The organism is Staphylococcus sp. HMSC071G07, from assembly GCF_001811435.1.
In the GTDB taxonomy this organism is placed as follows: Bacteria; Bacillota; Bacilli; order Staphylococcales; family Staphylococcaceae; genus Staphylococcus; species Staphylococcus pettenkoferi.
Map to the genome: position 1 here is coordinate 114,563 of NZ_KV804759.1, position 14,860 is coordinate 129,422.

10 protein-coding genes are annotated in these 14,860 nt (G+C 38.4%); 5 read left to right on the plus strand and 5 right to left on the minus strand.

Translation table 11 applies throughout. The features are described 5' to 3' along the window. Positions 1 to 159 precede the first annotated feature (159 nt). On the plus strand, positions 160 to 2,331 hold the full coding sequence (locus HMPREF2802_RS11805; protein ID WP_083307583.1) for a bifunctional glycosyltransferase/CDP-glycerol:glycerophosphate glycerophosphotransferase: 2,172 nt from the start codon (positions 160 to 162) through the stop codon (positions 2,329 to 2,331). Between the two features lie 122 nt (positions 2,332 to 2,453). Here the strand turns inward: HMPREF2802_RS11805 and HMPREF2802_RS03705 are convergent, their stop codons facing one another. The 3 genes from HMPREF2802_RS03705 to HMPREF2802_RS03715 all read right to left on the minus strand — a co-directional run bounded on the left by HMPREF2802_RS03705 (position 2,454) and on the right by HMPREF2802_RS03715 (position 7,497). Beyond that, positions 2,454 to 4,556, minus strand: a complete 2,103-nt coding sequence (locus HMPREF2802_RS03705) for a helix-turn-helix domain-containing protein (protein WP_070502802.1) — start codon at positions 4,554 to 4,556, stop codon at positions 2,454 to 2,456. Between the two features lie 767 nt (positions 4,557 to 5,323). After that, positions 5,324 to 6,487: an ArgE/DapE family deacylase gene (locus tag HMPREF2802_RS03710; protein ID WP_070502803.1), complete on the minus strand. Its 1,164-nt coding sequence runs from the start codon at positions 6,485 to 6,487 to the stop codon at positions 5,324 to 5,326. Between the two features lie 518 nt (positions 6,488 to 7,005). After that, positions 7,006 to 7,497, minus strand: a complete 492-nt coding sequence (locus tag HMPREF2802_RS03715; RefSeq protein WP_070502804.1) for a GNAT family N-acetyltransferase — start codon at positions 7,495 to 7,497, stop codon at positions 7,006 to 7,008. 198 nt (positions 7,498 to 7,695) lie between these two features. Between HMPREF2802_RS03715 and srtA the strand changes: the two genes are divergently transcribed. Then, a complete protein-coding gene (srtA, locus tag HMPREF2802_RS03720) occupies positions 7,696 to 8,310 on the plus strand; it encodes a class A sortase SrtA (RefSeq protein ID WP_070502805.1) in 615 nt (204 codons plus the stop codon). 194 nt (positions 8,311 to 8,504) lie between these two features. On the opposite strand, the gene HMPREF2802_RS03725 is transcribed toward srtA, so the two are convergent. Then, complete coding sequence (locus HMPREF2802_RS03725; protein ID WP_070502806.1) at positions 8,505 to 9,173, minus strand: N-acetylmannosamine-6-phosphate 2-epimerase; 669 nt, start codon at positions 9,171 to 9,173, stop codon at positions 8,505 to 8,507. 641 nt (positions 9,174 to 9,814) lie between these two features. On the opposite strand from HMPREF2802_RS03725, the gene HMPREF2802_RS03730 reads away from it, so the two are divergent. Beyond that, a complete protein-coding gene (locus HMPREF2802_RS03730) occupies positions 9,815 to 10,627 on the plus strand; it encodes a MurR/RpiR family transcriptional regulator (protein ID WP_002473086.1) in 813 nt (270 codons plus the stop codon). An 86-nt stretch (positions 10,628 to 10,713) separates the two neighbouring features. Here HMPREF2802_RS03730 and HMPREF2802_RS03735 read toward each other — a convergent pair whose 3' ends face one another. Beyond that, complete coding sequence (locus HMPREF2802_RS03735) at positions 10,714 to 11,586, minus strand: ROK family protein (RefSeq protein WP_070502807.1); 873 nt, start codon at positions 11,584 to 11,586, stop codon at positions 10,714 to 10,716. Between the two features lie 218 nt (positions 11,587 to 11,804). Between HMPREF2802_RS03735 and HMPREF2802_RS03740 the strand changes: the two genes are divergently transcribed. After that, entirely contained in the window at positions 11,805 to 12,686 is an 882-nt protein-coding gene (locus tag HMPREF2802_RS03740) for an N-acetylneuraminate lyase (RefSeq protein WP_040807045.1), read from the plus strand. An 18-nt stretch (positions 12,687 to 12,704) separates the two neighbouring features. Further along, on the plus strand, positions 12,705 to 14,234 hold the full coding sequence (locus HMPREF2802_RS03745) for a sodium:solute symporter family protein (protein ID WP_002473105.1): 1,530 nt from the start codon (positions 12,705 to 12,707) through the stop codon (positions 14,232 to 14,234). Positions 14,235 to 14,860: the final 626 nt, after the last annotated feature.

Below are 14,860 nucleotides of genomic sequence, written 5' to 3' on the forward strand. Positions count from 1 at the left end.
CTTCAATGAGAAAGCGCAAAATTAGTTGAAAAGTTATGAGCTTATCTCTAAGATTAAATTGGTTACTTGTTTCGTTTGAAACATAATAATTGATATAAACTTAACTTAATATTCATGATGATAAGCGATTAGATATATTAAAAAGGATGGACAAAATTGATGAACAACTTAACAGTAATAGTTCCTTACTACAACAATAAAGAAACGCTCAAGGCATGTATCAATAGCTTGAAAGGCCAACGTTACCAAGAATTTAACTACATCTTTATTAATGATGGTTCCACAGATGCATCTGAACAAATTGTCGAACGTGAAATGGCAGATGTCGATGCTGAACGTGTGCAACATATCACACTTGAAGAGAATCATGGCCATGCACATGCACGTAATAAGGGCATGGAAGCGGTCAATACGCCTTACTTTATGTTTGTCGATGCAGATGATGTGTTAGCTTCCTATGCTCTGAGATTCTACAGTCAGAATTTAAATCAATCAGATGCATTAATTGCGCCTATTCATAAGTTTGCGGTACGTACACCACAATATGTTGACTTAAATAAAGTGAAAGTACGTCATTATCATGGTAAAGGTAATGCGAATTCTTTCCTTCGTAAGAATTCTGTATGTAATATGGTGCTTCGTACGGGCATTGTGCGAGGTAATAATTTGCGTTTTGCCGAAGACATTCAAATTTATGCGGATCAGACATTCTTACTTCAATACGTTCAACATGTAGATCGCTTCGTTCGTATCTACGGGTTCCCGTTCTACTTCCGTGGTGAGTTATTAGATCCGTTTAATACATTGCAACTATCAGAGAGAGCGTTTAGTCTGCGTTTTAATGACTATGTGAAAAGCTTTTATAAAAGTATTCAACTTACTGATAACAGAGAGAACCAACAATTCTTAAAAACGAAAATGGTCAACACGCTTATTTCAAGCTTTGATCCTTCTCACCCAGACGTACACGAGCGTTACCTAGATCATCGCAATCTTTTATCGAAAGTAAGTAAAGATTTACTTCCATCTATTCTGAAAAGTAAAAAATTCTTATTTGGAGTGGAAATGGCCTTAACTGCGCTAGGTAAAAATGACTCTGCTCAGAAATTTAACCATTTCCGTTATATTACAAGACATTTGAAGAATGTTCTCTTACGTAAAAAAGACAAAGATTTATCGCGTTACAAACTAACAGATAAACCTGAGAATGTAGATGACAAGACGATTGTATTTGAAGCCTTTGGTGGCAAGAATTACAGTGATAGTCCGAAGTATATTTATGAGTACATGGCTAAACATTATCCTTATTTCAATTATAAATGGGTAGTGAAGAAACCAGATAAAACGGAAGTGCCGGGACCAGCTGAGAAAGTGAAGAAGAATTCACGTGAATACTATGAAGCTTACTCTCAAGCGAGTCACTGGGTATCTAACGCACGTATACCGTTGTCGATTAATAAGAAATCTAATCAACTTTATTACCAAACTTGGCATGGTACGCCACTGAAACGTCTTGCGGGCGATCAGAAATATGTACGTATGCCAGGTACAACAACAGCGAAATATAAAGTGAACTTCCGTACAGAAACAGATCGCTGGGACTATCTCGTGTCTCCAAACCGCTATTCAACAGATATCTTCCAATCTGCGTTCTGGATGGATCGAGATCGTATTATAGAAACAGGTTATCCACGCAATGATATCTTAGTTAATCGTCAGAATGACCAAGAACTCATCAATCATATTCGTGAGAAAGTAAATATTCCTGAAGGTAAGAAAGTGATTATGTATGCGCCAACTTGGCGAGACGATGAGTTTGTGAAAAAAGGTCAATATTTATTTAATCTGAAGATTGATTTAGAGAACTTATACAAAGAGCTCGAGGATGACACTGTAATCCTACTACGTATGCATTATCTCATCGCTAACGCCTTAGACTTAGCAGGTTATGAAGACTTTGCGATCGACGTATCTGATTACGATGACGTATCTGAACTCTTCTTAATCAGTGATGCATTGATTACAGATTACTCTTCCGTCATGTTTGACTACGGTATCTTGAAACGTCCACAATTCTTCTTTGCGTATGATATTGAAAAATATGACAAAGGTTTACGTGGATTCTATATGGATTACAAATCAGACTTACCTGGTCCTATTCACACAGATGCACATGAGCTTACAGAGAACTTGAAAAATCTTGATAAGGTGCAAAAAGATTACCAAGATAAAATTGATGCTTTCTACGAACGTTTCTGCTCAATTGAGAAAGGTAATGCGTCTCAAATTATCGGTGACATGATAGCGAAAGATATTGAAGGTAAGGAATAGTAGATAAAAGACTTCAATGAAGCTATTACTAGAGGCATAATTAAGCTTATTTAAAGCGACTAAATATTTTATCTATAAATAAGGGGTCGAAAAGGCAATTACACCTTTTCGACCCTTATTATTTAAGTCATCGTTGTTATCGATAAATATTTTAAGGTTTGATAAGAAAGTTGAATTTCAAGTGGTTTTGCCCACTCGTAACGCACGAATTTAGTTTTAGGATGGTTTGACTCGTGTACGTGTTTCGCAATTTGTGGATCAAGCTCTATCGTTTGTAGATGTGGCTGAATAATTGTATCAATCGTACCGTAATTGTTGTTTAACGTACGAGTAAACAGTAAGAAGTCACGTGTAAATGCGTGATGAATCTTCACGACGAGTGATACATCGGATTCTTCATCAAAGCGATAACCACCAAACAGTAGAACGTGATATTTCTGATCACTTTGGTACATTAAACCATATGGTAGAGACATGACTTGTTTACCGATAAATGGTGTGAGCAAACTATAAATATGCACGATAGGACGATAGCTTTCAAAGGCATTGAGTAATTTAACTGCATCTCGCTCTGTGCTTTGCATATCGAATGCTAAGCCTCCAATATACTGACAGAGATCTATATAGAATTTAGCAGGTAATGTATAAGATGATTCTGCTTTCGATTGGAAATAAGCTCTTAGCGTACTATGTGTGAGTCGGCTGAAGACCATTTTCCTTTTATCTTTACCAAATAAGTTAATAAATTGGATTAACGCCTCTCGTAATGAATCGCCAACATGGAAATTGTCATCAATCTCAATGAGCTTATCATGTAACGTCTTTAAATCTGAATCAACAAAGTAATACTTCAAATCCAATGATTTCAATGTATCTATAAAGTAGTCTTGTTGCGTGTGATGGAATAAATAATAATCGATGACCATCGCAAATTGTAAATCTGGGAATAATTCAATCGCTCGGCGACGCATGACCGAAATCGTCTTCACTGATAAACTCTCACTGTCAAAGAGAATGACGAGATGACGTAGCACTTCACTAGATAAAGTGCCGCCCCAAATGAGTTGTTTCAATTTCTCTTCTAGTCTATAGTACGTATTCACCTTACTGATCTTGAGTATCACATGACCTTGTTTAGAGGATAAGCGAATTAAACTCTGAATATTATCATAGGTATTAAAGTGATTGGCATCTTCAACGTTAAAGTTTTGAATGATGAAATGAGGTCGTTGGAAAATTTCAGCATCTAAACCTGTCTCAATACGTTGGGTGTAGTACTTCAGCTTGTGTAAATTGTCCACCTTAATCATCATGTCTATCGGATGAATGTAACGGCTTTCTACTAGGTTGTCGAGATCAATTTCTTCAATATTACTCGATTGTGAATGCTGAGAGAAACTCTCTATGAGCGTGACGAATCTCGCGTAATTCGCTACCTTAACGATCAGTGGATTCTTCGTTCTGATGACGAGCACTTTGTAGCGGAAGACAAACTGTTTCGGCGGTTCATGTAAAAAGTATTTAAACTGCTTTGAAAACGTCGCGATATTTTGGAAATTATATTTTGTTGCGACTTCACTAATTTGCATATCAGGCTCAATTAAATCTCTGAGTGAGAGTGCAATTTTTAACGAATTCGCATACGTTTTAAAGTTCATATTTAAATGTTTCGCAAAGATAATCGAAATGTATGATTGTGAAATAAAGAATTCTTTCGCAATCATCTTCGGTGAAACACTTTCATAAATATGCTCGTTCGTAAATTCAAGTATCTTATTTAATAAAGGTAAGTCTGTTGTAATTTCTGGTAAATACGGTGAATTGATGTTCACTTTTGCTTCTAGTAGTAAGAAATCGAGTAGCTTCAAGACTGCTGTAGTAGTAATCACACGGTTAACGGTATTTTGCTCAACATCACGTAAGATCAAAGATTTGAGCTCTCGAGGTGATGAAATCTTATTGTAATCAAAGTAGCAGTGCGAAGTGGACTCTTCTCTCTTCAATAGCATAGAGAGAGGAATGCGGACCTCTACTACATTAACACCTTCTATTACTTGATATATATCGCCATTGTTAATGATAATTCCGGAATAAATATTCGTTCTTGCTCCGTTAAGGTGAAGGGCTAATGGATCTGCTAAAGGGAATAAGATAATGACTTCATTTATACAACGTTCTAACTCAGTTGAAAGTAGTTCGTGAATGCTCAACGTAGGTTTTTGCATGGTATATCCCCCTGTAATACGTATTACAAGTCATTTTATAGTAGGAGAAACGAAATATGTGGAAATCATCTCATACGTGATAAATTTACGAGGTAAGGCGTTTGTAACATTTAAATTTTTATAGTTTTCGAGTTTTGCTATTTGTATTTTTAAAATAATGAAAGGTTAGAGTGAAAAAATGAAGGGGTTCTTTTTCGAGAGTTAAATTTTGAAAAGTCATAACTATGCGTCGCAAAAAGAGGCATCAAATTTTAAAATATTAACTGTTTATGGATGTTGAGCGTCTAATCAGCCAGAGCTTAGAAATTAACCCTGGCTTTCACAGACGTCTCGTATAATGAATGGTCGCTCATTCCTAAGTGAAGTCGTATAAAGTGAATGTATGAATGACTTAACTGTGATGAAGTAAGTAACGGAAGAAGCGGCACACTCATTATATGAGTTAATTATATAGCTAGAGGAGTTAATTGACAACACAAAATTCAGAAAATTAATAAAAGTTTATTTCCTTAATAAGTTTCTTAAATATTTAAAAGCGTTAATTTCTTAATATAAGGGTAGTAAAATGCCACATTTAAATAAAAAAGTAGAACCGCGATTTACTTATGTCCACGGTTCTACTTATTCGCAATATAGCAATAGCTTGGCTATCGCGCTTCATCTTTTCAATATATCGACTAAAACTAACTCACATCTTCAAATGACAAAATTTCAACTCTCATATGATTTCGAGCTCTAAAGCTTCGCCATTCATCCGCTATCATTGTTTACTGATTTAAATATTTTGGGAAGAGTTGCGTATAGAAATCAACAAATTGAGTATAAACGTCTTTAGACACATATTCATCAACTTGGTGCGCTTGGCCTGATTCACCTGGACCAAACATGATAAAGCCGAACTGTTCATCTTTATCTTTCATCAAGAAGGATGCGTCGGTAGTCGCCGTTGTTGAAGTTAAGTCAAATGAACGATTGAAGTGAGATTCAGCTAATGATTGTGTCATTTTAATAAAGTCACTGTCACCAGTAGTAGAGATTGGATCGCGATTAACGTAAGGTTCAACAGTTAAATCGACGCCTTTCGTTTCTTCCACTTGGTCTTTGACCTCATTAAATAAAGATTCGAAACGTTTATTATCATATTCTGGAATTGTACGCATATTGAATAACGCTTCTGCGCGGTCTGGAATAGAGTTCACTTGGTCGCCACCGTTAATAACTGTACCGTTCATTGTTGGTGTACCGAGAACGTCACTTTTAACATCCACTTTACTATAAGCTTTATTTAAGTAATGGATGAAATCAGCGAGTGGATTAATCGCGTTAAAGCCGAGTTCTGGCATAGAACTATGGGCAGATTTACCTTTAGATGTCACGCGAATATCCATCGTACCTTTATGGGTATACACAAGACCATCTTGAGACGGTTCAGCGATAAGTAGGGCGTCTACATCATCCATGTAACCTTTCTCATATAGATCTTTCGCGCCGGCACTCGTAATTTCTTCTCCCGCAGTAGCCATGAAGCGAATCGTGCCTTGCTTCAACGTGCCAGCTTCTTTAATCTCGATTAATGCGAGCGCGAGTGCGACTGTACCTGATTTCATATCAGCAGCACCACGTCCGTGAAGGCGACCGTCATCATCTTCTGTAAGTTTAAACGGTTCATAATTCCAGCTATCTAAATCGCCTGTTGTTACTACATCCATGTGTCCTGAAACGCCTAATACAGGGCTACCACTACCAATTTCAGCTACGAGATTAGCACGAGAATCTGAGTCGTTAACACTGATGATTTCAGATTGGATATCGTATTTGTTAAAAAGTTTCTGTAAGTATTCAGCGACATCTTTCTCATGGTCATTCACCGATTCAATTTCGACGACATCAGATAGAATCTGTACTTTCTCTTCGTTAGTTAATACACTCATAATGTGATGCTCCTTATTGTTAAAATATTGTGATACATTATGTTATACCACTTTTCTGCGATTTCCTAACTTGGGAGCAAGACAGAAATCAATTTATTGATTTCGTCGTCTTGCCCCCACGAGGACGACTAGTGTTCGAAACTGCGCAAGCAATTTCGAATTCAGTCGTCTACCGCGTAATTATTGAATTAGAAGTACAAAGGGAAATTTATATTATTCGTTGAAGACAATACAATAGACAGAAATCTTTGATTTCGTCGTCTTGCCCCCGCGAGGATGACTAGCGTTTGAGTAGGCGCTAACCCACTCAAATGCAGACAGCTACCGCGTAACTGTTGAATTAGAAGTAAAAAAGTGAATTAATGTTATTCGTTGAAAACAATATAATAGACAGAAATCAATTTATTGATTTCGTCGTCTTGCCCCCGCGAGGATGACTAGCGTTCGAGTAGGCGTTAGCCCACTCAAATGCAGACAACTACCGCGTAATTACTAAATCAGTACTCACAGAAAAATCCTCATCCTTCTAAATGTAGCTGATAGAACGCTAAGTCGAGCCATCGTCCAAACTTGTGACCAACTTCTGTAACTGTGCCACAATGACGGAAATTGAACTTCTGATGGAGTGCAATACTCGCCGAATTCTCTGCATCAATACCCGCAACCATCGTATGATAGCCCGCTTTTCGCGCAAGATGGATAAGTTCAGTCAGTAACTGAGTTGCCACACCTCGACCTTGATAGTTCGGATCAACATAAATCGAATGCTCTACCGTGTAGCGATATGCTGGCCAATCACGGAAACTACCGTACGTCGCAAATCCAGCTACATGACTATCAATATCATAGACGAGTAGAGGTTCCTCCCTCTCTAATTTCTCGGTAAACCAAACGAGGCGCTCTGTTATCATAACAGGATCATAGGTATAGACAGCCGTCGTGTGTTCAATCGCGTGGTTATAAATATCTACTACGTCATACAAATCATCTTGTGTCATTGGGCGAATCATATAGGTCTAACCTTCTTTCATATTTATAGTTGAGGTAAAATGGTAAAATGACTTCGGAATCCCCGATGACTTTTACACATAATAACTACAGTGTAGCATAAGATATTTGAAAAAGTTCGAGTGAATATTGCGTACAATAGGGTGGATAACATGATATACTATGACTTAAATTACTATCTGTCATAACGGAGGAAAGCTATGAAGAAATGGGGTAGCCGTTTATTAACACTTGTGGGCGTAATTCTCATATTAGCGGCCATTTACATGTTTATGAAACCACATATCGACAATTATTTTACTCAAAAGGATAACGAAGACAAGATTGAGCATTATGATAAAAATAATCAAAAACAAAATAAAGAGAAGAAATCGGAATCGACACCACAAATACCTAAAGATCCATCGAAAATGGCAGGGTATATTTCTGTGCCGGATGCGGAAATTAAGACGCCTGTGTATCCAGGGCCTGCGACACCTGAACAACTTAACCGTGGTGTCAGTTTTGCAGAAAAAGATGAATCGATGTCGGATCAGAACGTGGCGATTGCAGGGCATACATTTACAGACCGCGATCACTATCAGTTCACAAATTTACCTGCTGCACATAAAGGTAGTAAGGTGTATTTAACGATTGATGGGCAGAAGCGGACGTATAAGATTTCGAAGATCTACGATGTGAATCCAGACGATGTCAAAGTGTTGGATGAGCATAAATCCGATAAGCAACAATTGACGTTAATTACGTGCGATAAATATAATCAGCAAACGGGTCAGTGGGAGAAACGTAAAATCTTTGAAGCACAGGCTGCATAATGTTGATTTACGTATATAGTCTTTCATCATGAAAGAAGTTAGACCTCTCAAATTAGGGCGATAAGTCATCAATCACCTTAATTTGAGAGGTCTTTTTTAAAAGTATTGAAGTGGCTTGTTTAATGTCACAGACATGAATTGTGCCGCTGAATAACGGTATTGAATATCTTACCTTTCGTTATCAAGCACGTCTATTAAGATTTAAGTGCGTTCACGAAGCGTTGCGTAATCTCTTTCGGACGTGTAATCGCACCGCCTACAACTGTGCAATGCACACCTAAGTTGGACACAGTTTCAAACATCTCAGGTGTAATCACGTTACCTTCCGCAATGACTTTCGCATCTACAGCTTCGAGTACATCTTTCAAGAATTGGAAGTTATCCTCGTAAAGAATGTGACCTTTCGTATAGTCAGTGTAGCCGCGTAATGTAGTACCGATGTAATCAAAGCCTAATTCGTCTGCTTGTTTCGCTTCTTCTAGCGTTGAAATGTCAGCCATGATTTCTACGTTTGGCGCATGTTCGCGGATATATGCTACGAGCTCAGACAACGATTCTTTCGGACGCGTTTGTGTCGTCGCATCGAGCGCGATAACTTCACAACCACTCTCAATCAATTCGTCTACCTCTTGAGAAGTCGCTGTGATAAAGACCTTAGAACTTTCGTAATCGCGTTTCACAATCCCGATGATCGGTAAGTCGACCTCTTGTTGAATCGCTTGAATATCCTCTTTCGTGTTGGCGCGAATACCTACTGCGCCCCCTTGGTAAGCAGCAAGTGCCATTTTAGACATGATAAATGAAGAGTGTAATGGCTCGTCAGGTAAGGCCTGACATGAAACGATTAACCCTTGTGGTAACATAATTCTTCACTCCAGTTAGTATAGTTAGATGATGATCGCCCTAGTTTATAGTCCGTCCTGTGAGGTGGTGCGTGAGCCGATTATCTCATTGTTTTCAATATAACACTCGGAAAATAATAATCAATACTTTTAGTTGTTGTGAAAAATATTTTCATATATACTGGGAAGACATCCATGGGTTGAGATAACATTAAAAATATTCAATTTTCAATGTTATAACTCTCGCTTGCTTATGGGACCACACTCAACTAATTCTTTTCGCTCAAAGAGCTCGAAGAATGGATTTTCGTTGTGGTCTAGATCCATCAAGCGTCTCGAGTACACATTGAAAATTTACTAATAATTAAATATAAGTCTAATTTTAATTCACTCTATATGTTATTCCTTTTAATATCTCAGGCTCATCTTAATTTATGATTCTTGTTAACTATAGGTAAGGTGTAGAAAGTAACTATTGGTTTTCACACTAGCTGTTTGTTTTCAAAATGCTAATTATACTTTTTTAAACTTAGTTATCCTTGTGGAGTTGAGAACACGAAATAAAATAGATGTCTATTTCACTCCCAAGCAAACATAGTTCACCGGTTCGAATTTAAAAAAGGTAACATTTCACTGCAATTGCACAAAGGGGAGAGTAAGTAATGAAATTTGCGAATCGTATACAACGTTATCGCCATTTACTGACGAAGAAGGATAAAGATATTGTCGCATTTATTGAAGAAACGGAATTCACAGACGATTTCTCAACGATTAATTCGCTTGCGAGTGCCATCGATACGTCTCCGGCCACAATCACTCGCTTTGCACATAAACTCAATTACGAGAATTTTCAAGATATGAAATTCAGTCTTCAACAGGAGAAGACGGTGAAACCGATCGAGAATAGTCCACTTATTCAACGTATACATAACTATCATCAGAACGTGATTCAACAGACGGGTGAGTTCGTCTCGGAGAAACAGATTCAGCGTTTCGTCAATCAGTTAAAGCGCAGTCGCCAAATTATTTATTCTGGTTTAGGAAGCTCGGGCTTATCTGCGACAGAGTTCTACTATCGTACGATGCGTATGGGCATGAAAGGGAATGTCTCTACGGATGCACATCAGATGAAGATTCACGCATCATTGTTATCGAAGTCTGATACGTTCGTTGCCATCTCAAATAGTGGTGAGACGAAAGAGCTGATAGCAGCAGCGAATATCGCGAAAGCACGGGGCGCCTTTGTCGTAGCAATTACCAACTACGAGGGGAGTACGCTCACGCAATCTGCCGACTTAGTTCTGTTAACGACAGACCAGAAACGCATTAATGATCCATACTTTGTGAATACGCAAATTGCGACGTCGTTCTTGGTCGACATCGTCAGTTATTTACTCCTTGAAGATGATTACTTACGTGGCTTGTATCGTCAAACGACGGAAGTAATTTTAGCGGATAAAAAGGGCGACGTATAGCGCTTGATTGGCTACATTTTAACTATCAAACTAAAACGCACGAGGTGGAATAAGTCGCGTTCCACTGTCGTGCGTTAATTTGTAACTTAATGAAATTGTGCCACAGCCCCGTACAATGCGGCATCGTTCTGCGTCTGCATCGTCTGAATGCGCGCATGGCCATATTCAGGTGGCAGGTAGTGTGCAACCTTTGGCGTAATGTAGCGTAAGAGACGTTCACCTTGAGATGAAATCCCTCCACCAATCAGGATGAGCTCAGGATCATAAAGGATTTGAATTTGGGCAATTCCCTCGGCGACATCCTCGCTCCACGTATTTAAGATTTCTTGTGCCTTCGAATCTCCCTCATCAATCGCAAGTTCAAATAACTTAATAATATCATCACCATACTCAAAGTGCTGTGCTTGCATACGTTGTTTCAACGCACGCACAGATCCTCGCAACTCATACGTCGTCTCATCAGTAGAGCGATAGAGTAAGTATCCAATCTCATTGGCACGATTTCTCGCGCCATTATATAAACCTGAGTGCTGATCGTAGAAAGCACCACCTATTCCAGTTCCTAATGTGAGACAGAAGATATTTTTAGCATCATACTCATACAAACTCAATTCACCCAGTAAGGCGGCGTTCACATCATTGTATACATGAACATCCTTGCTTAAAGGGGCAAGCAACGTCTTAAAATTCGTACCATTAAAGTTGGGAATCGTCGGACCTGTATAGACGATGCGACCCGCTGATTCATCGACAACACCTGCTGTTGAAATACCGATTTGTGGGTGGGTCAAATGATGTTTGTCTATGTAACGTTGCACAAGTTCAAAGACTGCATCTGTAATCTTCGCATCGATATTGTTAGGCGTTTCAATCTTCATCTTGTCTTTCAACGTGAGCTTCGTATCGATGATTCCTCCCTTGATATGTGTTCCACCGACATCTATCGCTATTCGCTCCATGGTATGTCCTCCATCTCTATTTACATTTTAATGAAAAATATTTTCACAGAATCGTCATGAATATGACTTTTATTTTCAAAATAATATTGATACTCCTTATGGTAGCGTTTACAATTTGAATTGTAAATCACTTTCTCATTGTATAAAGCAGACGACAGAACTACAACAACGAATTTGTGAATATTGTGAAGTTGAGATCATACTGGAGGTTATTAATGATGGACGAACGATTTAAAGGATTATATGCAGCTTTACTCGTACCTTTCGACGAACAAGGCCAAGTGCTTGAAGAAGGTTTGAAACAAATTGCACGTAATGCGATTGAAACAGAAGGTATGGACGGACTTTACGTTAACGGAAGCTCAGGAGAGAACTTCCTCATTAGTAAAGAACAGAAGAAACAAATCTTCAAGATAGCGAAAGAAGCGGTTAGTGATGACGTGAAACTCATCGCACAAATCGGCGCACTCGATATGAACGAAGCGATCGAGTTAGGTAAATATGCGACAGAACTCGGTTATGACGCAATTTCAGCTGTAACACCGTTTTACTATCCATTCAGTTTTGAAGAAATTAAAGAATACTACTTCAAATTGATTGAAGAAACGCAAAATAATTTCATTATCTATGCGAACCCTGGCTCAACAGGCGTCAACATTACGAACGAACAATTCGATGAGCTTTTTACTCACGACAAGATTATCGGCGTGAAATACACAGCACCTGATTTCTTCTTACTTGAACGTTTACGTCACACGTACCCTGACAAACTCATCTTCTCAGGCTTCGACGAAATGTTGATTCAAGCAGCAGTTACAGGCGTAGACGGGGCCATTGGTTCTACATACAACGTCAACGGTAAACGTGCACGTCAAATCTTCGAACTTGTTCAACAAGGTCAAGTACAAGAAGCATTACGCATTCAAAACGAAACAAACGACATTATCAGCACAGTGTTAGAACTTGGTATCTACCCAGCGCTGAAAGAAATTCTCGGTTCAAGAGGTATTGAGAGTGGTATGCCTAAACGACCATTGAAACCACTCAGTGACGATAAGAGAGAACGTTTGAACAAATTAATACAACAATATCATTTATAAGATTAAGGGGTTGGGAATATGCATCAAGTTGGTTTTGGGTTATGGAACTGGGTAGCAGTCATCGTCTACTTGGTGGCAATGTTATTAATTGGGTCTTACTTCACGAAACGAGCGAGTAAAGATACAGATAGCTTCTTTACCGCTGGAGGTAAGTTACCTTCATGGGTAGTTGGTTTCTCGATTTACGCAACAACGTTAAGCGCGATTACATTTATGTCCACACCAGAGAAAGCTTTCTTGACTGACTGGGCTTATGTAGCAGGTACAATTACGATTATCGCTATCGTACCAATTCTGAATTACTTCTATGTACCTTTCTTTAAAAAGTTAAGAGTAACTTCAGCTTACGAATATTTAGAAGCACGCTTTGGTCCGAGTATTCGTTTAATTGGTTCACTATTATTCGTCCTCTTCCATTTAGGACGTGTCGCTATCGTTATTTACTTACCGACACTAGCGATTACATCAGTTTCAGACATGAACCCGTACATCGTCGCAACACTCGTCGGCGTACTATGTATTCTATATACATTCCTAGGTGGATTCGAAGGGGTAGTATGGAGTGACTTTATCCAAGGTGTCATCCTCCTTGGTGGTGCCTTCTTCATCATCTTACTCGGCGCACTTCAAATTCACGGTAACTTCGGCACAATTTGGCACGACGCAATGGAACACAAGAAGATCTTGAGTGCAGACAACTTCGTCATTAACTCAGCAAGCGCAGCCTTTCCAATTATCTTTATTGGAAACATTTTTAACAACTTACATCAATACACAGCGAGCCAAGATGTCGTTCAACGTTACCAAGCTTCTGAATCGATGAAAGAGACACGTAAATCCCTTTGGACAAACGGGCTATTAGCCATTCTATCCGCACCATTATTTTACGGTATGGGTACAATGCTATATTCTTTCTATCAACATGCAGGCACATTACCGAAAGATTTCAACACATCTTCCGTAGTGCCATACTTTATCTTAACTCAAATGCCACCATTTGTAGGCGGTTTACTCGTTGCGGCTATCTTTGCGGCAGCCCAATCGACAATTTCCTCAAGCTTAAACTCAATTTCAGCTTGTATCTCAGTCGATATCAAACACCGTTTCTTCGGTAAAGGCAAAGAGAAAGACGAAGTGAAATTCGCACGTTTGATGATTATCCTAGCCGGCCTCTTCGGTTACGGCATGTCCATGTATCTCATCTTTGCGAAGTCAAACAACCTTTGGGACTTATTCCTACTCATCACAGGTCTCTTCGGTGTACCACTCGCAGGTATCTTTGCAGTAGGTATCTTTACAAAACGCACAAACACATTCGGCGTTATCGTCGGCTTGATTGCAGGTATCCTAGTCGCTTACTTACTTAATGATAAAAGTAATCCAAGCGCACCATTCTACGTGTCAATCATGTCATTCACAATCGCATTTATCATATCTTATGTGGTGAGCTTGTTCACACCAGTTAAAACCAAAGATATTACCGGTTTGACAATTTACGATAAAGACAAACCATCCACTTACATTTCAAAAGTGAAAACAAAAGGTTAATTGATTAAATACACCTCTAAAGTTGATTCTAATACTCGCTTTAGAGGTGTTTTATTACGACTAAATCAATTCTTGATCAATTCTTGAGATGATGGTTCCCTTGCTTAGGGGGCTGCATTCAACTAATTTTTTCTCGCTTAGAATAGCTCGAAAAAATGGATTTTCATTGCAGCCCAACTCCCTCAAGCGTGTCACATCATCTTCTACGAATTGAAAATTATATATAGTTTTAAAGGTTACATAATGACTAGTCTATTTTAAAGAACATAGAAATTCAGTAAGACATTTAACCATTTCTATATTTATTCGATCACTTAAACAACCTTAATTGCATTTAATTCAATATATGACTTTAATCCAAAATAGAAAAAATACTTTCCTTAGAACAAATACAGAAATAAACTTTCATCATATATATTCTTAAACTGATACATTTTATTCCTCGAAACAATCAAATTAAAAGAAAAATAATAAATAAAGAAGAATGATGTGTGGTGTGGTCATGTAGTACTTAGGATTATAGGAAAGTATTAGAAAAATTAGATACAATTGCAACACGAGTAAAAGGTGGGAGAAGATGAGACTCTTGAGGGATTAAGGTCACAGCGAAAATCCAGTAATAACGC